At 67.8% G+C, this 18,198-nt stretch carries 20 protein-coding genes; 12 read left to right on the top strand and 8 right to left on the bottom strand.

Features of this window, described 5'->3' with window-relative positions; genetic code table 11:
* Positions 1-43: 43 nt before the first annotated feature.
* Positions 44-478 carry a CBS domain-containing protein gene (locus tag LZK98_RS14485; RefSeq protein WP_233783072.1) on the top strand — a complete coding sequence of 145 codons (435 nt, stop codon included), beginning with the start codon at positions 44-46 and terminating at the stop codon, positions 476-478.
* 15 nt (positions 479-493) lie between these two features.
* On the opposite strand, the gene LZK98_RS14490 is transcribed toward LZK98_RS14485, so the two are convergent.
* Positions 494-1,387 (bottom strand): LysR family transcriptional regulator ArgP, encoded by an 894-nt coding sequence (locus tag LZK98_RS14490; RefSeq protein ID WP_233783073.1) that lies wholly within the window; start codon positions 1,385-1,387, stop codon positions 494-496.
* A gap of 73 nt (positions 1,388-1,460) precedes the next feature.
* On the opposite strand from LZK98_RS14490, the gene LZK98_RS14495 reads away from it, so the two are divergent.
* Positions 1,461-2,081, top strand: a complete 621-nt coding sequence (locus tag LZK98_RS14495; RefSeq protein ID WP_233783074.1) for a LysE/ArgO family amino acid transporter — start codon at positions 1,461-1,463, stop codon at positions 2,079-2,081.
* 6 nt (positions 2,082-2,087) lie between these two features.
* Here the strand turns inward: LZK98_RS14495 and LZK98_RS14500 are convergent, their stop codons facing one another.
* Positions 2,088-2,765 (bottom strand): GNAT family N-acetyltransferase, encoded by a 678-nt coding sequence (locus tag LZK98_RS14500; RefSeq protein WP_233783075.1) that lies wholly within the window; start codon positions 2,763-2,765, stop codon positions 2,088-2,090.
* Positions 2,766-2,788: 23 nt separating this feature from the next.
* Complete coding sequence (locus tag LZK98_RS14505) at positions 2,789-3,349, bottom strand: YqgE/AlgH family protein (protein ID WP_233783076.1); 561 nt, start codon at positions 3,347-3,349, stop codon at positions 2,789-2,791.
* A gap of 115 nt (positions 3,350-3,464) precedes the next feature.
* On the opposite strand from LZK98_RS14505, the gene LZK98_RS14510 reads away from it, so the two are divergent.
* The 4 genes from LZK98_RS14510 (at position 3,465) to LZK98_RS14525 (ending at position 6,467) form a co-directional block, all read left to right on the top strand.
* Positions 3,465-3,947, top strand: coding sequence for a peroxiredoxin (locus LZK98_RS14510; protein ID WP_233783077.1), 483 nt, complete (start codon positions 3,465-3,467; stop codon positions 3,945-3,947).
* Between the two features lie 116 nt (positions 3,948-4,063).
* On the top strand, positions 4,064-4,306 hold the full coding sequence (locus LZK98_RS14515; RefSeq protein WP_233783078.1) for a hypothetical protein: 243 nt from the start codon (positions 4,064-4,066) through the stop codon (positions 4,304-4,306).
* A gap of 161 nt (positions 4,307-4,467) precedes the next feature.
* Positions 4,468-5,904 carry an AMP nucleosidase gene (locus LZK98_RS14520; RefSeq protein WP_233783079.1) on the top strand — a complete coding sequence of 479 codons (1,437 nt, stop codon included), beginning with the start codon at positions 4,468-4,470 and terminating at the stop codon, positions 5,902-5,904.
* 59 nt (positions 5,905-5,963) lie between these two features.
* A complete protein-coding gene (locus tag LZK98_RS14525) occupies positions 5,964-6,467 on the top strand; it encodes a hypothetical protein (RefSeq protein WP_233783080.1) in 504 nt (167 codons plus the stop codon).
* Positions 6,468-6,481: 14 nt separating this feature from the next.
* Here the strand turns inward: LZK98_RS14525 and LZK98_RS14530 are convergent, their stop codons facing one another.
* Genes LZK98_RS14530 through LZK98_RS14540 form a run of 3 tightly spaced genes read right to left on the bottom strand, consistent with a single transcriptional unit; the run spans position 6,482 to position 8,386 of the window.
* Positions 6,482-7,201 carry an SIMPL domain-containing protein gene (locus LZK98_RS14530; RefSeq protein WP_233783081.1) on the bottom strand — a complete coding sequence of 240 codons (720 nt, stop codon included), beginning with the start codon at positions 7,199-7,201 and terminating at the stop codon, positions 6,482-6,484.
* Positions 7,201-7,899 carry an alpha/beta fold hydrolase gene (locus LZK98_RS14535; protein ID WP_233786599.1) on the bottom strand — a complete coding sequence of 233 codons (699 nt, stop codon included), beginning with the start codon at positions 7,897-7,899 and terminating at the stop codon, positions 7,201-7,203. Before LZK98_RS14535 ends, LZK98_RS14530 begins: the two co-directional genes overlap by 1 nt.
* 43 nt (positions 7,900-7,942) lie before the next feature.
* Complete coding sequence (locus LZK98_RS14540; protein ID WP_233783082.1) at positions 7,943-8,386, bottom strand: GFA family protein; 444 nt, start codon at positions 8,384-8,386, stop codon at positions 7,943-7,945.
* Between the two features lie 89 nt (positions 8,387-8,475).
* On the opposite strand from LZK98_RS14540, the gene LZK98_RS14545 reads away from it, so the two are divergent.
* From LZK98_RS14545 to LZK98_RS14565, 5 genes are all read left to right on the top strand, one after another.
* A complete protein-coding gene (locus LZK98_RS14545) occupies positions 8,476-8,934 on the top strand; it encodes a MarR family winged helix-turn-helix transcriptional regulator (protein WP_233783083.1) in 459 nt (152 codons plus the stop codon).
* Complete coding sequence (locus LZK98_RS14550) at positions 8,927-10,006, top strand: HlyD family secretion protein (RefSeq protein ID WP_233783084.1); 1,080 nt, start codon at positions 8,927-8,929, stop codon at positions 10,004-10,006. The genes LZK98_RS14545 and LZK98_RS14550 overlap by 8 nt, the downstream gene beginning before the upstream one ends.
* Before the next feature lie 8 nt (positions 10,007-10,014).
* On the top strand, positions 10,015-11,604 hold the full coding sequence (locus tag LZK98_RS14555; RefSeq protein WP_319937501.1) for a DHA2 family efflux MFS transporter permease subunit: 1,590 nt from the start codon (positions 10,015-10,017) through the stop codon (positions 11,602-11,604).
* A 46-nt stretch (positions 11,605-11,650) separates the two neighbouring features.
* On the top strand, positions 11,651-12,838 hold the full coding sequence (locus LZK98_RS14560; RefSeq protein WP_233783085.1) for an acetyl-CoA C-acyltransferase: 1,188 nt from the start codon (positions 11,651-11,653) through the stop codon (positions 12,836-12,838).
* A gap of 244 nt (positions 12,839-13,082) precedes the next feature.
* On the top strand, positions 13,083-16,064 hold the full coding sequence (locus tag LZK98_RS14565) for a TonB-dependent receptor plug domain-containing protein (RefSeq protein ID WP_233783086.1): 2,982 nt from the start codon (positions 13,083-13,085) through the stop codon (positions 16,062-16,064).
* 84 nt (positions 16,065-16,148) lie between these two features.
* Here the strand turns inward: LZK98_RS14565 and LZK98_RS14570 are convergent, their stop codons facing one another.
* The gene (locus LZK98_RS14570; RefSeq protein WP_233783087.1) at positions 16,149-16,604 is read right to left on the bottom strand and encodes a GNAT family N-acetyltransferase; all 456 of its coding nucleotides are present in this window, start codon (positions 16,602-16,604) and stop codon (positions 16,149-16,151) included.
* Positions 16,601-17,080 (bottom strand): SH3 domain-containing protein, encoded by a 480-nt coding sequence (locus tag LZK98_RS14575; protein WP_233783088.1) that lies wholly within the window; start codon positions 17,078-17,080, stop codon positions 16,601-16,603. The genes LZK98_RS14570 and LZK98_RS14575 overlap by 4 nt, the downstream gene beginning before the upstream one ends.
* 93 nt (positions 17,081-17,173) lie before the next feature.
* On the opposite strand from LZK98_RS14575, the gene LZK98_RS14580 reads away from it, so the two are divergent.
* On the top strand, positions 17,174-18,157 hold the full coding sequence (locus LZK98_RS14580; protein WP_233783089.1) for a 2-hydroxyacid dehydrogenase: 984 nt from the start codon (positions 17,174-17,176) through the stop codon (positions 18,155-18,157).
* Positions 18,158-18,198 lie beyond the last annotated feature (41 nt).

Raw genomic sequence — 18,198 nt, forward strand, 5'->3', positions numbered from 1 at the left:
TTCGCCCACTCCAGGGAACCGCAGCAGCGGGAGGAGGATGATCATGAAGGTGAACGAATGCATGACGCGCGAGGTGCTGATCGTCGACCCCGGCGAGACGCTCCAGCGGGCCGCGCGCACGATGGCGGACATTGATGCCGGTGCGCTGCCGGTCGGCGAAAACGACCGGCTGATCGGGATGGTGACCGACCGCGACATCGCGATCCGCGGCGCCGGGCAGGGACGCGCCCCCAACGCGACCGTCCGCGAGGTGATGAGCCCGGAAATCCTCTATTGCTTCGAGGACGACGACGTCGAGGACGTCCTCAACAATATGGCCGAGATCCAGGTCCGCCGCCTGCCCGTGCTCGACCGCAACAAGCGGCTGGTCGGCGTGGTCTCGATCACCGATCTGGTCGACAGCGGCGGGGAAACGCACGCAGGCGAGGTGCTGCGCGAGATCGCCCGGCCGAGCGGACTGCACTCGCAGACGGCCTGATCCGGCACGGCCGGCTCATGGCTGCAGGTTCGCGCCCGCCGCCGCGCGCACCGCATCGGTCAGCGCGCGCAGCGACGCGGCGTGGAGCCGCGCGACGGTCCAATGGAGCTTGACCTCGACGGGCAGTGCCGGTGTCAATTCCACCAGATGTCCCGCAGCGATGTACGGCTGGGCCAAGGATAAAGGCTGCATTCCCCAGCCCAGGCCGGCAAGGGCGAGGTTCAGAAAACCTTGGGTCGACGGAACCCAATGCCTCGGCGCCTTGAGCGCGATGCCGTGCGCGTCCTTCGCCCAGCGCGCCTGCAGTGCGTCCCGCCGGTCGAAGCGCAGGTATGGCGCTTTCGCCAGCGTCTGAGCATTCACGCCGTCCTCGAAATACCTCGCCATGAAATCCGGGCTGGCGCAGGCGACATAGCGCAGCACGCCCAGCCCGATCGTCCTGCACCCCGGCACCGGCTCGGGGTCGGCGGTCACGGCCGCCAGCACCTCGCCGGACCGGAGGCGATCCGCGGTATGCGCCTCGTCCTCCAGCACCAGATCGAGCAAGGTGCCCGTGTCCCGGACGAACGCAGCGGCCGCATGAGGAAACCAGGTAGCCACGCTGTCGGCATTCACCGCGATCCTGAGCGTGAGCGGCGCCTCCACCCCTTCACCCGTCGAGGTCAGCACCGGCGTCAGCTCGGCTTCCAGCAGCCGAACCTTATCGAAATGCGCACACAGCGCCCGGCCGAGATCGGTGGGCAGGCACGGCTGTCCCCGGACGATCAGAATCGTCCCCAGACGCTCCTCATACCCGCGGATGCGCTGCGAGACCGCCGATGGCGTGATGCCGAGCGCCTCGGCCGCACGCTCGAAGCTGCCCTCGCGGATCACCGCGGCAACGGCGGCCAGAGCGGGATAGTCGAGCACGTGTGAAGCAATGCTTCATTGGCCTTAGGAAAACAAGTTTTCCTAATCCACGGCCGAGTGCCATTTCGCGGGGATGACAAACGGCATTTCCCCCTTTCTCACCGGCTTCGCCCTGTCGGCGGCACTCATCATGGCGATCGGCGCGCAGAATCTCTTCGTGCTGCGCCAGGGATTGAAGCGCGAGCACGTCGGCGCGATCGTGCTGTTCTGCGGCGGCGCCGACGCGCTGCTGATCGCGGCAGGCGTTGGCGGCGTCGGCGCCGTCCTCGCCGCCATCCCCCAGCTCACCAAGGCGCTGGCCTTCGCAGGCGCCGCGTTCCTCGGCTGGTACGGCGTCAAGGCGCTGCGGCGCATGGCGGCGCCCGATGCGATGGTCGTCGCCGGTGGCGGGGGGCTGACGCTCGGCCGGGCGATCGCCGCCACCGCCGGCTTCACCTTCCTCAATCCGCACGTCTATCTCGATACCGTGTTGCTGATGGGCGCAGCCGGATCGGCGCAGCCCGCCGATCTGCGCCCGCTGTTCGTCGCCGGAGCCGTTACCGCCAGCTTCGCCTGGTTCGCCGCGCTCGGCTATGGCGCGCGGTTGCTGGCACCGCTGTTCGCGCGGCCGGCGGCCTGGCGCGTGCTGGACGCGCTGGTCGGCGCGACGATGCTGGCGCTGGCGGGATCGCTGGCCCTGCGCGCGATCCTGTAGCCGGCTTCACGCCCGCACCAGCACGCTCGCCGTCACCTCCCCGTCGACCCGGAACCCCAGGCTCTCGTACAGCGCGATCGCACCGGCATTGGACGCGTAAGCATGGAGGAACGGCGTCTCGCCCCGCGCGAGCATCCGCTCGGCAACTGCCCGCATCAGCGCGCCTGCGTAACCGCGGCCGCGGAAGTCGGGGTGGGTGCACACTCCGCTCACCTCGGCCAGCCCCGGCATCCGCATCCGCTCGCCCGCCATCGCCACCAATCGCCCCTCCTGCCTCACCCCAATGAACGCGCCGAGCCTGTTGGTGTGCGCAACATAGGGTCCGGGCTCGGTCAGCATCGCCAGCGCGAACATCTCCGCCGCATCGTCCTCGCCGAGCGGCACGACCTCGAACGGCAGCTGCGGCGCCGGGGTGATCGCCTCTGCCACCATCTGCACGCACGCCGCCGAGCGATCCACCCGCGTTCCCGGCGGCGCGGGCCATAGCTCTTTCTCGACGGTCCACAGCTCGCCGTCCGGCGGCACCAGCGCCGCCAGCGCGGCAAGGCTCTCCGACGACCGGTCCCCCGCGGCGCCGAACACGCCATAATCGCGATTCAGCCGCCATGCCCGCGCATCCCCTTCGGCGAGCGCGGCCCAACCGCTCGTCAGAGCATTCCACACCGGCCGGTCGAGCAACCTCAACTTGGCACTTTCCTACGCGGGATTCATGCGGTGCCGGTCGAGCTCGCCAGCAGCCGCGGATCGATCCCCGCCGCGGCGAATCCCGCTTCCCAGCGATGATGCGCGGCGGTGTCGAACAACAGCCGCTCGTCGCCGGCGGTGTTGAACCAGCCGTGCCGCGTCATCTCGCCGTCGAGCTGCCCGGCGCCCCAGCCGGCATAGCCGAGCGCGACCAGCCAGCGCTCCGGCCCGGTGCCTTCGGCAATCGCACGCAGCACATCGATCGTGCCCGACAGCGCCCAGCGCCCCGCGACGTCGATCGTGTCTCCGCCCGACCAGTCGCGCGAATGCAGCACGAAGCCGCGCCGCGGCTCGACCGGCCCGCCGAGCAGCACCGGCCGGTCCTCGGCCTCCCCGGGATCGATCTCGAGCTGCCGCAGCACGTCATGGAAGCTCAGCGAGTCGATCAGCGTTCCCACGCCGATCCCCAGCGCGCCGTCGGTATCGTGCGCGCACATCGCGATCACGGCATGCTCGAAGCGCGGATCGCCGATGCCCGGCATCGCCAGCAGGAACTGACCGGTCAGGAACGAAGTCGACTCCATCCCCCCACCATAAAGGGCCCGCCGGCCGCGCACCACGCTTGAAAAATCCCACGATCCGTCCAACTGACCCGTCGACCGGCCACTTCGGCACGGGCAAGTCTGAAAGGAAGCGCGAATGACGATCAAGGTTGGCGACCGCCTGCCCAGCACGCAGCTTGTCAAGGCGACCGAGAATGGGCCAGAGGCGGTCAGCAGCGACGAATTCTTCAAGGGCCGCAAGGTGGCGCTGGTCGCGGTGCCCGGCGCCTTCACCCCGACCTGCTCGGCGCGCCACCTGCCGGGCTTCCTCGACAAGGCCGAGGAATTGAAGGCCAAGGGCGTCGACGAGATCGCCTTCACCTCGGTCAACGACGCCTTCGTGATGGGCGCGTGGAGCAAGGCGAACGAGGCCGCGGGCAAGGTGACGATGCTCGCCGACGGCAACGGCGAGTTCGCCCGCGAGGTCGGGCTCACCATGGACGGCTCGAAGTTCGGCATGGGCGAGCGCAGCCAGCGCTATTCGATGCTGGTCAACGACGGCGTGGTCGAACAGCTCAACGTCGAGCAGCCGGGCGCGTTCGAAGTGAGTTCGGCCGAGCATCTGCTGGGACAGCTTTGAGTTGAAGCGTTTCGGCGCAGCTGAAACGCGCTACGTCCCCTATACCGTTCCGGGAGCGGAACCGGCGGCGGGTACAACGGGTTGAATCCCGGTCATTAGGAAAGGGATTCGAGACGATGGCCACCCAGACCGATTTCGCCACCCCGGAGACGGGCACGAGCGAGCGCAAGACCTTCTTCACGCAGGCGCAGGAGACCGCGACCAGCGCCTTCAACTCCACTGCCTCCGCGGTACGGGAGCACCCGGTCGCCGCCGCCGCGGCGGTCGCAGGGGCTGCCGCCGCGGTCGCCGGCGCCGCCTATGGCGCGTCGAGGCTGATGAGCAACGGCAGCAGCAAGAGCGCGTCGCGGAAGAAGTAAGGAAGGTCCCGCACCTCATCCCGTTCGCCCTGAGCTTGTCGAAGGGTCGCCTTTCTTCTTAGTGATCTGGAACAAGAAGGACGGCCCTTCGACAAGCTCAGGGCGAACGGGAGCGGAACTGGCGACTTGCCAGCGTCATCTTCACGGCTTAACCGCTGAAGATGACCCAAGCCGCTGACATCGTCGCCGAGCTCGACCGCCTCTACCAGGCCTCGATCGAGCGCCTAAAGGCCGCTCTCAACCGCTACCTCACCGACGGCACCCCGCCTGCGCCGGCGAGCCGCTTCGACGGCAGCTTCGCCTATCCCGAGATCCGCCTCACCTACCGCCCGGGCGCCGACCGCCCGACGCCGCTGCGCTCTTTCGGCCGCCTGGTCGATCCCGGCGACTACGGCATCAGCGTCACCAAGCCGGCGATGTTCGCCGACTATCTGACCGAGCAGCTCACCCTGCTGATCGAAGACTACGACGTCGAGGTCCGCGCGGTCGAGGGCCGGCAGGAGATCCCCTTCCCCTATGTCCTCGATCCCGGCCACGCGCTGAGCCTCGACGAGGTCTCCGCCGCCGAGCTCGCCCGCCATTTCCCCGCGACCGAGCTCGCCCATATCGGCGACGAGATCGCCGACGGCCTGTGGGCCAGCGTCGACCACACCCGCCCGCTCGCGCTGTTCGACGGCCTGCGCACCGACTTCAGCCTCGCGCGCCTGCGCCACTACACCGGCACCCCGCCCGAGCATGTCCAGCGCTACGTCCTGTTCACCAACTATCACCGCTACGTCGACGAATTCGTCCGCTGGGCGGCGTCGCAGCTCGGCGACGGCAACCGCTTCACCGCCCTTTCCGGCGCCGGCGGGGTGGTGATCGAGTCGCCCGACGACGTCGACGTCATCGTCAGCGACAGCGCGTGGCGGCGTCACCAGATGCCGGCTTACCACCTGATCGCGCCCGACCGCACCGGCATCACGCTGGTCAACATCGGCGTCGGCCCGTCCAACGCCAAGACGATCTGCGACCATCTCGCGGTGATGCGGCCGGAGGCGTGGCTGATGATCGGCCACTGCGGCGGCCTGCGCCCTAGCCAGCGGATCGGCGACTATGTCCTCGCCCATGCGTACCTGCGCGACGACCACGTCCTCGACGACGTGCTGCCGCCGGAGATCCCGGTTCCCGCCATCGCCGAGATCCAGCAGGCGCTCGCCCGCGCTGCGGAGACCGTCTCCGGCCAGTCGGGCGACGAGCTCAAGCGCCGCCTCAGGACCGGCACCATCGTCACCACCGACGACCGCAATTGGGAGCTGCGCTTCTCGCGCTCGGCGCTGCGCTTCTCGCTGTCCCGCGCGGTCGGTATCGACATGGAATCGGCGACGATCGCCGCGCAGGGCTATCGTTTCCGCGTCCCCTACGGCACGCTGCTCTGCGTCTCGGACAAGCCGCTCCACGGCGAGCTCAAGCTGCCGGGCCAGGCCAATCGCTTCTACGAGCGCGCGATCAACGAGCATATGCGCATCGGCATCGAGACCTGCGAGGAGCTCCGCCGCGAGGGCGCCAAGCTCCACAGCCGCAAGCTCCGGGCATTCAGCGAACCACCCTTCCGTTGATGGAGGGAAACCGGCTAGGAGTTGGGCGTTAGGCGTTGGAACAACAGGGAGCGATAGCGATGGCCACTCCGCCGAAGAAGCCGACCGGCACCCCCACCCCGCCGCGCCGCAAGGCGGCCGCGCGCAAGGCGACGCCGAAGGCGAGCGCGCCCAAATCCCCCGAAGGCGCCAGCGACGAGACGCCGACTCCCGCGCCCAAGCCCCGCGCCACCAAGGCCGCCGCACCGCGCACGCGCAGCCGCAAGACCGAGACCGGCACCACGCGCAGCGCTTCCGCCGCACGCAAGCCGGGTGCGGTCGCCTCCGCCGCCAAGACGGTGACCGCCGCCGCCTCCGACGCCGCGAAGACCGTCACCACCGCCGCGACGGACGCGGGCAAGGCGATCGCCGCCTCGCCCCCCGGCAAGCTGGTGACCGAAACCCGCGAGAAGGTCGGCGACAAGACCTTCTTCGGCGCGCTGATCGGCGGCGCCCTGGCGATCGGCGCGACCGTCGCCGGCATCTTCCTCGCGCGCCGGCCGAAAGCGGACGGCAAGGCAAAAGGGGATGCGCCGAAATCCTAGGGTGGCGGCGAGCGCTATTTGGCTAGGGCGTAGTCGATCCACACGGTGACGGCGACCGATTGCTCGCCGGGTTTGACAGGCGCCTTGGCCCGACCGGCGGCATAGCCCGTCACGATGATGTCGTTGTCACCGTCGTGACGCGCCGACCGCTCGCTCACCCGCAACACGCGGGCAATCCTCATCCCCAATGCGGCTGCATAGTCCCGCGCCTGCCGTTCCGCGGCGGCAACGGCGTCGGTCCGTGCCTTGGCCTTCAGCGGCGCATCGTCGCTGAAGGAGAAGGTCGGTCCATTGAGTCCCGTCGCACCCGCATTCATCAATGCGTCGATGACGCGCGGCGCGGCGCCGATGTCGCGAATCCTGATCGAGAGCCGATTGCTCGCCCGATAGCCGATGATCTCGTCAGTCTCGCCGCCATCCTTGTCGGGACGATAGCGCGGTCCGACGCTCAGATCGCTGGTACGGACGTCGGCATCGGCGACGCCGGCTTCACGCACTGCGCCGACCAGCCGCTCGGCCACCTTCGCGTTGGCGGCGAGCGCCGCCTGCGCCGTCGTCCCGTCGCTCGTCACGCTCGTCGAGAATTCCGCGATGTCGGGCGTCGCCTTCGCCTCGCCGGCAGCATTGACCTCGAGCAGCGTCTCGCCGGGCGCGAGCGTCGTCAGCGCCGTCTGGGCCGACGCCGGCATGGCCGCCATAAGGGCCGATGCGGCCAGGATCGTCCTTCGCTTCATCACTTCCCCTCCGCCAGAAACGCCGCGATCGTCTGCCCCAGCTCGGGCTTGGTCACCGCGCTCATGTGATTGCCCGGCACCTCGGCATAGCGCGCGTCGGCGAGCGTGTCGGCGAGCTGCTGGCCCGATCCGTTGTCGTCATCGTCCGCCCCGTTCACCACCAGCGCCGGCACGTCGATCGCCGCCAGCTCTGCCTCGCTCGTGTCAACGAAGGTATTGAGAATCAGCAACAGCGCCTCGGGATCGCCCTTGGTTGTCTTGAGGAACGCTTCGGTCATCCATTCGGACGTGCCGCGCTCGAAGCTGCCGAGGTTGGTGAGGACCCGGCGGAAATAGCCGCCCCGCCCTTCGGTGTGGACGATCCCCTGGAACCCCATGCCCGACAGCACCACCCGCCGCGGCCGCGCGCCGCCCACCAGCATCCGCACGCTCGTCCGCCCGCCCAGCGAATAGCCGACCAAGTCGTAATCGCTCAGCCCCAGATGCTCGAGCAGCGCGAAGCCGTCCCGCATCAGCACGTCGGGCGGATAGGCGGCTGGATCGTGCGGCTTGTCGCTGTCGCCGTGCGCGCGCAGGTCCGGCATGATCACGCGGAAGCCCTCGGCCGCCACCGCCGCGGCATGGCTGTAGCGGATCCAGTTGGTATGGGCATTCGAGAAATAGCCGTGGATCATCACCACCGGCCGTCCCTCTCCCATCTCCCGCCAGGCGAGGCGGACGCCGTCGAAGCTCTCGAAATATTCAGGGGACTCGGCCAAGGCTTTCCATCCAGCGGGCGACGATGCGCGGGTTGTCCTCGGTCCGTGAGGTCGGCAGGTGGCTGGTGTCAAGCCATTGGGGATGCCAGCTCTCGACGCCCGAATGACTGACCGGGCGGAAGCGCGACGGATCGTCGAAGCTGCCGACGGTCAGGTCCATGCGGTCGTGGCCGTCCGATTCATAGGTGAGCGGCGTCCCGCAATGCGCGCAGAACCCCCGCCTGGCGAAGGATGAGGAGGCGTAGCGGTCCGGCTCCTCGGTCGTCCATTCCACGTCCGCCTTCATCACGTTCTTGAACGCGATCGATACGCCGCCGGTTGCCCGCTGGCACATCCGGCAATGGCAGAGATAGGCCTCGTCGTCCGCGATCGTCACGCGATAGCGCTTGGCGCCGCATTGGCAGCCGCCGGTCATCGGTTCGCTCATCTCCTCGTCCTTCCCGTGCAATCGTGATTGCGCATTGTGCATGTTGCATGTGCTAGCTATATATAAGCACGCTCATTATATGCCGGCCTATGAGTGACAACAGCCTGGCCTTTCTCATCAGCGACGTCTCGCGCCTGATGCGCAAGCGCTTCGACGAGCGCGCGCGCAGCTTTGGCGCGACGCGTGCGCAGTGGAAGACATTGGCGATCGTGTCGCGTCATCAGGGCATCAACCAAGGCGGGCTCGCGGAGTTGCTCGAGGTCGAACCGATCACGCTGTCCCGCATGCTCGACCGGCTGGAGCAATCCGGCCTGGTCGAGCGCCGCCGCGATCCCACCGACCGCCGCGCCTGGCGCATCTACCTGACCGACGCGGCGCAGCCGGTGATCGATCAGGCCCATGGCTGCGGCGCCGAGCTGATGGAGGCCGCGCTGCTCGGCGTCGACGCGCGGGAAAGCGCCGCCGTCACCACCGCGCTCCAGAAGATCCGCGACAATCTCGCCCAGTTCGATCCCGAAAAGACCATAAAAGAGACCGCCAATGGCTGACGCCGATCCCAAGATCGAAACCTCCGCGGGGACGGAGGTGACCCTCGAGCCCGCAGCGCCCGCGAGGAAGCGCCGCGGCCTGCTGCGCCCGATCCTGATGTTCGGCGTGCCGCTGATCGTCGTCGCCATCGCCGGCTATTTCTGGGCGATCTCCGGCCGGTCGGTCTCGACCGACAACGCCTATGTCCACCAGGACAAGACCTCGGTCTCGGCCGATGTCGCCGGCAAGATCGTCTCGGTCGACGTGCGCGAGAACCAGCACGTCAACGCCGGCGACGTGCTGTTCCGCATCGATCCCGAGCCCTATCGCATCGCCATCACCCAGGCGGACGCGGCGATCGCCAATGCGCAGGTCGAGCTCCAGACGCTGCAGACCAGCTACGTCGGCACCGGCGCCGATATCCAGGCGGCGAAGGACCGGATCAAGCAGGCGCAGGAGGATTACGACCGCCAGGCCGCGCTGATGAAGCAGGGCTTCACCACCCGCGCGAACTTCCAGGCCGCCCAGCACGCGCTCGAACAGGCGCGCGCCGCCTATCAGAGCGCGCTCGCCGACGCGGCCGAGGCGCGGTCGAAGCTCGCTACCGGCTCGGCCGTTCCCGGCCAGAACCCGGCGATCGCCGCCGCCGTCGCCCAGCGCAACAAGGCGATGCTCGACCTCCAGCGCTCGGTGGTGCGCGCGCCGATCAGCGGGCAGGTCAGCCAGACCGACCGGCTGGTGCTCGGCCAGTATATGATGGCGGGCCTGCCGGCGGTGACGATCGTCGCGGACCAGAACAGCTGGGTCGAGGCGAACTTCAAGGAAACCGACCTCAACCACATGCGCGTCGGCCAGCCGGCGGAGGTCAGCTTCGATGCCTATCGCGGGCTCAAGCTCAAGGGCCATGTCCAGTCGATCGGCGCCGGCACCGGCAGCGAGTTCTCGGTGCTCCCGGCGCAGAACGCCAACGGCAACTGGGTGAAGGTCACCCAGCGCGTGCCGGTGCGCATCGCCATCGACGAAAAGAGCCCGCGCCAGCTCATCGCCGGCCTGTCGGCGGATGTGACGGTCGACTTGAGAGGTGGGAAGTAAGCACCGTCGTGGCCACCGCAGCAGCCTCGACAGCACAGGCGCCATCCGCGCCGCCCGCACCGGACGGCGCCGCGCTCTACACGCCTAATCGCCCGCTGCTCACCGTCGGCGTGATGCTGGCGACGATCATGCAGATCCTCGACTCGACGATCGCCAACGTCGCGCTTCCGCACATGCAGGCGACGCTCAGCGCCACCGCCGACACCATCACCTGGGTGCTGACCAGCTACATCGTCGCCTCGGCGATCGCGATCCCGATCACCGGCTGGCTCGCCGACCGTATCGGATCGCGCAACCTGTTCCTGTGGTCGGTCGCGGGCTTCATCGTCTCCTCGGCGCTGTGCGGCATGGCGACCGGCCTCACCGAGATGGTGGCGTTCCGCCTGCTCCAGGGCATCAGCGCCGCCTTCATGAACCCGCTCAGCCAGACGGTGCTGCTCGACATCAACCCGCCCGAGAAGCAGGCCAAGGCGATGTCGATCTGGGGGATGGGCATCATGGTCGGTCCGATCCTGGGGCCGGTGATCGGCGGCTGGCTCACCGACAACTACAACTGGCGCTGGGTCTTCTACGTCAACCTGCCACTCGGCGTGTTCTGCTTCGCGGTGCTGTGGTGGCTGCTCCCCTCCCGCCCGGTCCGCAGGCGCGAGTTCGACATCACCGGCTTCGCGCTGCTCTCGCTCGGCATCGCGTCGCTGCAGCTCATGCTCGACCGCGGCCAGAACCAGGACTGGTTCTCCTCGACCGAGGTGGTGATCGAGGCGCTGGTCGCCGGCATCGCGCTGTGGATGGCGATCGTCCACATGTTCACCGCCAAGAAGCCGATGTTCGACCGCGAGCTGTGGAGGAACCGCAATCTCGTGACGGCCATCCTGTTCATGCTGGTGATCGGCGTGGTGATGATGGCGACGATGGCGCTGCTGCCGCCGATGCTGCAGAACCTCTACGGCTATCCGGTGCTCGACACCGGCGTGCTGCTGATGCCGCGCGGGTTCGGCATCGTGTTCAGCATGTTCCTCGCCGCCAACCTCACCCAGCGCGGCTTCGATCCGCGCATCCTGGTCGGCGTCGGCTTCGTCGTCGCCGCCTTCTCGCTGTGGCAGATGACCCAGTGGACGATCGTGATGAGCTCGACCCCGTTCATCGTCTCCGGCCTCATCCAGGGGCTCGGCATGGGGCTGATCTTCATGCCGCTGCAGAGCATGGCCTTCGCGACGCTGCCGCCGCACTACCGCACCGAGGGGTCGAGCCTCATGAACCTGATGCGCAACGTCGGCGCGTCGGTCGGCATCTCGGGCGTGACCGCGCTGCTCGCGCAGAACATCCAGGTCAGCCATTCCGAAGTCGGCCAGCATGTGACGGCCGAGACACTGGGCACGCTCGATCCGTCGCTGCTCGGCATAGGCGGCAGTATCGGCGATTCGGTGATGGCGATGATCGATGGCGAAGTGAACCGGCAAGCGGCGATGATCGCTTATCTCGACGACTTCAAGGCGATGATGATCGTCACCGCCCTGTCGATCCCGCTGGTGCTGTTCCTCAAGAAGCCGCCGCGGCCGAAGGCGAGCGAGAAGGCGGCGCCGGTCGACCTTCACTAATTGCTGCGGCCGCCCTAGATCGCTCCCAACCTTCAGGAGCCATCTCATGTCCGCCGATCCGATCGTCATCGCTTCCTACGCCCGCACCCCGATGGGCAGCTTCCAGGGCTCGCTGACCGATGCGTCGGCGACGGATCTCGGCGCGGTCGCGGTCGGCGCCGCGGTCGAGCGTGCGGGACTCAAGGGCGAAGCGATCGAGCGCATCTACATGGGCTGCGTGCTTCCCGCCGGTCTCGGCCAGGCACCCGCCCGGCAGGCGGCGCTCAAGGCGGGGCTGCCCGACCATATCGAGGCGACCACGGTCAACAAGATGTGCGGCAGCGGCATGCAGGCCGCGATCCTCGCCGCCGACGCGCTCGCCGCCGGATCGGTCGACCTGCTGATCGCCGGCGGCATGGAGAGCATGACCAACGCGCCCTACCTTTCGCTCCGCCACCGCGGCGGCGCGCGCATCGGCCATGACGTGCTCAAGGACCATATGTACCTCGACGGCCTCGAGGACGCCTATGAGCCCGGCAAGCTGATGGGCAATTTCGCCGAGGATGTCGCGGTCGAGTATCAGTTCACCCGCGAGGCGCAGGACGCCTATGCGATCGAATCGCTCACCCGCGCGCAGAAGGCGCAGCAATCGGGCGCCTTCGACCGCGAGATCGTTCCGGTCGAGGTCAAGACCCGCAAGGGCGTCGTCACCGTCACGCTCGACGAGCAGCCGGCCAAGGCCGACCCCGCCAAGATCCCGACGCTCAAGCCTGCCTTCTCCAGGGACGGCACCATCACCGCCGCCAATGCCTCGTCGATCTCGGACGGCGCCGCCGCGCTGGTGATGACCCGCGCGTCGGTCGCGGAGAAATACGGCCTCGATCCGGTCGCGCGCATCGTCGCCCATGCCGCCCATGCCCACGCCCCGTCGCGCTTCACCACCGCGCCGGTGTTCGCGATGAAAAAGGCGCTGGAGACGGCCGGCTGGGACCTGAAGGACGTCGATCTGTTCGAGGTTAACGAAGCCTTCGCCACGGTCGCCATGATCGCGATGCGCGACCTCGGCATTCCGCACGACCGGCTCAACATCCACGGCGGCGCCTGCGCGCTCGGCCATCCGATCGGCGCGAGCGGCGCGCGTATCCTCGCAACGCTGATGTCCGCACTCGAGACCACCGGCCAGAAGCGCGGCCTCGCCTCGCTCTGCATCGGCGGCGGCGAGGCGACGGCGGTCGCGGTGGAGATGCTGCGCTAGGCGCCGACTCCTTCCGTCCGATCGGTCGGGCGGATCATTTCCGCTTGTTAAGCAAAACATTGCCGGATTGTTGCCGGAACCGCGATTCTGTAACATCTTTGCCACATAATCGCGGCGTTCTGCATCGTGGCGGCTTGCCAACCTTGCCGCCGTCCTTCCCTCATGCAGACTTCGCTGCACCGCAGCACATGCGCTGCGGGCGCGAAAGCATCACGCCCGTGATGCTCAAACGGGGGAACCATCTGTGGCTATCTCGATACGGCAATGCTTGCTTGCCTCGACCTTCTTCGTCGTCGCCGTGGCACCGGCACATGCACAGGATACGACATCGCTGGAAACGACCGCGGCGCAGACCGATGAATCCCGAGCGGATTCCGAGATCGTGGTTACGGGGACGCGCATCGCGCGCGCCAATCTCGAATACGCCAGTCCGGTTGCCGTGATCGGCGAGCAGGAGATCCAGTTCCGTCAGCCCGGCACTGCCGATGACCTGCTCCGCAACTTCCCCGGCATCCGCCCGTCGCTGGGCGCCGGCGTCAACAACGGGTCGGACGGCTCGGCGACGGTCGAGCTTCGCGGTATCGGCGCGCAACGCACGATGGTGCTGCTCGATGGCCGCAGGCTCGTACCGTTCGGCCTCGACGGCCTGACCGATACCAACAACGTCCCCGTCGCGCTCATCGAGCAGGTCCAGGTGCTGACCGGCGGCGCCTCGTCGACCTACGGTGCCGACGCCGTCGCGGGCGTCGTCAACTTCATCACCAAGCGCAACTTCACGGGCATCGACGCGAGCGCGAGCTACCGCATCTCCGAACGCGGCGACGCTGCCCGTTTCAAGGCGGACGTGGTGCTCGGCGCCAACATCGACGACGGTCGCGGCAACGTCGTCTTCAGCGTCGGCTACACCAAAGCCAACCCGCTCCTGCACACCGCCCGCTCGATCAGCGAGGTTCCGATCAGCTCGACGACCGGACAATTCTCCGGCGCGACGGCCGCACAGGTCACGATCTTCGCCTCGCCGACCAACGCCGCGCTTGGGCTGCCGGCCAGCAGCTTCGGCGCAGTCGTCGATCCCAGCACCGGCCGGCTGAGGGCGGCGACCGCTTCGGATACCTACAACACGAACAACGGCACCTATTTCCAGACGCCGCTCGACCGCATCAATTTCTATTCGGCCGGCCGCTACGAGATCACCGACGGCGTCGAATTCTATTCGAGCGCGATGTTCACGCGTAACAAGGTGAGATTGCAGCTCGCCTCGTCCGGCACGTTCAGCAACACCTATCAGCTCGCGTTGAACAATCCCTATCTGCCCGCCGGCGTCCGCGGCCAGCTCTGTGCCGCGCGCGGGATCAGCGCTGCGAGCTGCGATGCAGCCGCTGCCGTCCAGGGCGGACCGGGCACGGCCGGCTATCTGGAGATCCCGGTGATCGCGCAGCGCCGCTTCACCGAATACGGCCCGCGCGGCAACGTCGTCGAATCCGAGATGTTCCAGGTGCAGGGCGGCTTCCGCGGCAACATCACCTCGGGGTTGAAGTACGACTTCTCGGCGCAATATGGCGAGACGACCCAGAACCAGACCCGCGAGAACTGGGGATCGTACAGCAAGGTCCAGCAGGCGCTGCGTGCCTATCGCGCGGCCGACGGCACGCTCCGCTGCGTCGACACCAGCAACAACTGCGTGCCGCTGAACCTGTTCGGCGCGAACGGATCGATCACCCCCGAACAGCTCGCCTTCATCGATCTCGACGCGATCATCAACCGCAAGGTGCGCCAGACCGTCGTGACCGGCAGCGTCAACGGCGACCTGTTCGCCTCGCCGTTCGCCAGCAACAAGATCGCCTTCGCGGTCGGCGGCGAGTATCGCAAGATCTCGGCGGCCAGCCAGCCCGACGGCCCGTCGCAGATCCAGGGCGAGGTGCTCGGAACCGGCGCGCGCACGCCGCCCGATTTCGGCCAGTACAGCGTCAAGGAAGTCTTCGGCGAGATCAACGCCCCGCTGATCGAGGACAAGCCGTTCTTCTATCGCCTGAGCGTCGAAGCCGCCGTCCGCTATTCGGACTATACCACGACCGGCGGCAGCACGACCTGGAAGGCCGGCGGCACCTGGGAGCCCTATCAGGGGTTCAAGTTCCGCGGCACCTATCAGGTGGCGGTGCGCTCGCCCAACATCCAGGAGCTGTACCAGTCGCCGGTGCAGGCGCTCGGCAACCTGACGGTCGATCCGTGCCAGGGCGCGGTGTCAGGCGGACTGGCCGCGCTCTGCGTGGCGACCGGCGCCCCTGCGGGCACGATCGGCTCGATCCCTGCGCCGACCTCGGGCCAGATCAACAACACCACCTCGGGCAACCGCGACCTCGATGTCGAGCGCGCCAAGACCTATACGCTGGGCGGCGCGTTCACGCCGAGCTTCATGCCCGGCTTCGCGCTGACCGTCGATTACTTCAACATCCGCGTCCGCGACGCGATCACCCAGCCGGCGCAGTCGGACATCCTCAACGGCTGCTATTCGGCAGCGCTGAATCCCGGCTTCACCTACAATGCGTTCTGCCAGCTGATCGGGCGCAACCCGCTCACCGGCAGCCTCAACGGCGCGGGCGAGACGCCGGGCGTGATCCTGACCTATTCGAACCTGGGCGTGATCGAGACGGCCGGTGTCGACATCGGCCTGTCACAGCGCACGAAGATGGAGGATCTGGGGATCAACGACGAGGGCACGCTCTCGCTCGAATTCAACGCGACCCGTCTCAGCTATTATCACTTCCAGGCCACGCCGAATGCGATCAACCGCGATTGCACCGGCTATTACAGCGCGGGCGGATGCACCAACCCGCGCGCGAAATGGCGCTGGAACAGCCGCCTGACCTATGCTCGGGAGCTGTTCGACATCTCGCTCTTGTGGACGCACATCAGCGCGGTCTCGCTCGAGCCGTATCTGGCGACGCGTCTTCCGGGCGATGTCCCACAGCCGGGTGGGCCGAACCCCACCACCGTCCTGGAGGCGTTCCGCAGCATCCCGGCATACGACTATTATGACCTGGCATTCCGGGTGAAGCCGACCGACACCGTCGAGTTCAGCCTCACCGTGAACAACCTGCTGGACAAGAAGCCGCCGCTGGTCGGATCGGGCGTGGGCGGCACGACGTTCAACAGCGGCAACACCTTCCCGACAATCTATGATCCGATCGGGCGGTCGTTCACCATGGGCGCGCGTCTCAAGTTCTGACGCGCGGCTGTTGCCGAACAATCGGGGCGGTCGTCGCAGGGCGGCCGCCCCTTTTCTTGAAATTCCCCGGACCGGCGAAGCGTCTCAGATCGCCAGCGAATAGCAGCGGTTGAACTCGGTCAGCTCATAGTCGCCGAACGGCCCGCTGGGCGTGAAGCCTGCCGCTTCGTACATTGCCCGCGCCGGTGCGAACGCGTCGTTGGTGCCGGTCTCCAAACTTACCCGCCGGTAGCCGCGTGAACGTGCCTCGGCGATCAGGTGCTCGAGCATCGCCTTGGCAACGCCTCTGCGGAGCTGATCCGGCGCGGTGCGCATCGACTTGAGCTCGCCGTGGTCCGGCGCGAGCTCCTTGAGCGCGCCGAGCCCGAGCAGCGTCTCGCCCTCCCAAGCAGCGAAGACGGACAGAGCGGGATCACGCAGCCCGCTGAGGTCGAGCGCGAAGGCGCTGCCCGGCGGCGAGTTGCGATGGGCCTCGCGCAGATGATGCTCGATGAGCGCAACGACCGCGGGATGATCGAGGTCCGCCGGCACGATCCTCACGGCACGTCCTCGCCCGGATCGACGCCCCAGAGGTGGATCGCCTCGACATAGCCCGCGCGACCTTTGACGTCGAACCGGCACCAGCCGCGGCTGCACTTGCTGATCCTGCCGACCACCCCAGGCGCCGCGCGCCACTGGATCGCCGCGTTCGCATCCGGCGCGGATCGCATCGCCACGATCGTGTCGGTAACGTAGCCGGTACGCGCGTCGGTCAGCAGGTTGGCGAGCATCCACCCCTGCGTGCCGCCGGGGTCCTCGACCTTGCGCCATTCCTTGTAGATGTCGACCACCTTCACCGGCAGCCCGGCGCGCTGGTAAAGCCAGCTCGCCGGATAGTTGCGCCCGGGGCCGGTGCGCATCCGCGCCTGCCCGGCGTTGATCGAGGCATAATAGGGTGTCTTGCGGGTCTGCGCCTCGGCGGACGCGGCGAGTCCGGCGGCGATCGTCGCCATGACCAGCAGCTTTGCGATGCGCATTGTCGTCCCTCCGCTCATAACGCGATCTAGCGAGCGATCGGCGCAAGGTTCAACCGTTGACTGACCCTCGCCACCTCGCCAATTCGGGACTCGATGGCCAGCCGTCCCGCCCGTCCCAAGGTCGTCGTCACCCGCGAGCTGCCGATCGCGGTGATGGACCGGCTCGAAACGCTGTTCGACGCGACGCTCAATCGCGACGATGCGCCGGTCGATCTCGCCGCGGCGATGGCCGACACCGACGTCCTGGTCCCGACCGTCACCGACCAGATCACCGCCGAGCTGATCGCCGGTGCCGGCGAGCGGCTCAAGCTGATCGCCAATTTCGGCGCCGGCGTGAACCACATCGACCTCAAGGCCGCCCGGGCCCGCGGGATCATCGTCACCAACACGCCCGGCGTGCTGACCGAAGACACCGCCGACATGACGATGGCGCTGATCGTCGCGGTGCCGCGCCGGCTGGTCGAGGGCGAGAAGCTGGTGCGGTCGGGCGGGTGGAAGGGCTGGTCGCCCGGCGGCGTGCTCGGTCACCGCATCGGCGGCAAGGCGCTCGGCATCCTCGGCATGGGCCGGATCGGCCAGGCGGTCGCCCGCCGTGCCCGTGCCTTCGGCCTCTCGATCCATTACCACAACCGCCATCGCCTGCCCGCGGTGATCGAGGAGGAGCTCGGCGCCACCTGGCACGCCGATCTCGATGAGATGCTGGGGATGATCGACATCCTGACGATCCACACCCCGCGCAGCCCCGACACCGAGAATCTGATCGACGCCCGCCGCATCGCGCTGATGCGGCCACACGTCTATCTCATCAACACCTCACGCGGCGGCATCGTCGACGAGGATGCGATGATTGCCGCGCTGGAGATGGGGCGCCTTGCCGGGGCCGGCCTCGACGTGTGGACGCACGAGCCCGCGATCGATCCGCGCCTGCTGGCGCTGCCCAATGTCGTGATGACACCGCACATGGGCTCGGCGACCTTCGAGGGCCGGCTGGCGACCGGCGAGAAGGTGATCGCCAACATCCGCGCCTGGGCCGACGGCCACCGCCCGCCCGACCAGGTGCTCGAAGGCTGGGCCTGAAGGAGCCGCCGCAACCATTTGGCAAGGGTCGTCGTTTCGCC

Origin of the sequence: Sphingomonas cannabina, from assembly GCF_021391395.1 — a bacterium.
Lineage (GTDB): Bacteria > Pseudomonadota > Alphaproteobacteria > Sphingomonadales > Sphingomonadaceae > Sphingomonas > Sphingomonas cannabina.

What these genes read in the sequence shown, in the direction of transcription:
- LZK98_RS14485 (WP_233783072.1), top strand. Translation starts at nt 44, where the DNA reads ATGAAGGTGAACGAATGCATGACGCGCGAGGTGCTGATCGTCGACCCC.
- LZK98_RS14495 (WP_233783074.1), top strand. Translation starts at nt 1,461, where the DNA reads ATGACAAACGGCATTTCCCCCTTTCTCACCGGCTTCGCCCTGTCGGCG.
- LZK98_RS14505 (WP_233783076.1), bottom strand. Translation starts at nt 3,349, where the DNA reads ATGGAGTCGACTTCGTTCCTGACCGGTCAGTTCCTGCTGGCGATGCCG.
- LZK98_RS14510 (WP_233783077.1), top strand. Translation starts at nt 3,465, where the DNA reads ATGACGATCAAGGTTGGCGACCGCCTGCCCAGCACGCAGCTTGTCAAG.
- LZK98_RS14515 (WP_233783078.1), top strand. Translation starts at nt 4,064, where the DNA reads ATGGCCACCCAGACCGATTTCGCCACCCCGGAGACGGGCACGAGCGAG.
- LZK98_RS14520 (WP_233783079.1), top strand. Translation starts at nt 4,468, where the DNA reads ATGACCCAAGCCGCTGACATCGTCGCCGAGCTCGACCGCCTCTACCAG.
- LZK98_RS14525 (WP_233783080.1), top strand. Translation starts at nt 5,964, where the DNA reads ATGGCCACTCCGCCGAAGAAGCCGACCGGCACCCCCACCCCGCCGCGC.
- LZK98_RS14530 (WP_233783081.1), bottom strand. Translation starts at nt 7,201, where the DNA reads ATGAAGCGAAGGACGATCCTGGCCGCATCGGCCCTTATGGCGGCCATG.
- LZK98_RS14535 (WP_233786599.1), bottom strand. Translation starts at nt 7,899, where the DNA reads ATGGGAGAGGGACGGCCGGTGGTGATGATCCACGGCTATTTCTCGAAT.
- LZK98_RS14540 (WP_233783082.1), bottom strand. Translation starts at nt 8,386, where the DNA reads ATGAGCGAACCGATGACCGGCGGCTGCCAATGCGGCGCCAAGCGCTAT.
- LZK98_RS14545 (WP_233783083.1), top strand. Translation starts at nt 8,476, where the DNA reads ATGAGTGACAACAGCCTGGCCTTTCTCATCAGCGACGTCTCGCGCCTG.
- LZK98_RS14550 (WP_233783084.1), top strand. Translation starts at nt 8,927, where the DNA reads ATGGCTGACGCCGATCCCAAGATCGAAACCTCCGCGGGGACGGAGGTG.
- LZK98_RS14560 (WP_233783085.1), top strand. Translation starts at nt 11,651, where the DNA reads ATGTCCGCCGATCCGATCGTCATCGCTTCCTACGCCCGCACCCCGATG.
- LZK98_RS14575 (WP_233783088.1), bottom strand. Translation starts at nt 17,080, where the DNA reads ATGCGCATCGCAAAGCTGCTGGTCATGGCGACGATCGCCGCCGGACTC.
- LZK98_RS14580 (WP_233783089.1), top strand. Translation starts at nt 17,174, where the DNA reads ATGGCCAGCCGTCCCGCCCGTCCCAAGGTCGTCGTCACCCGCGAGCTG.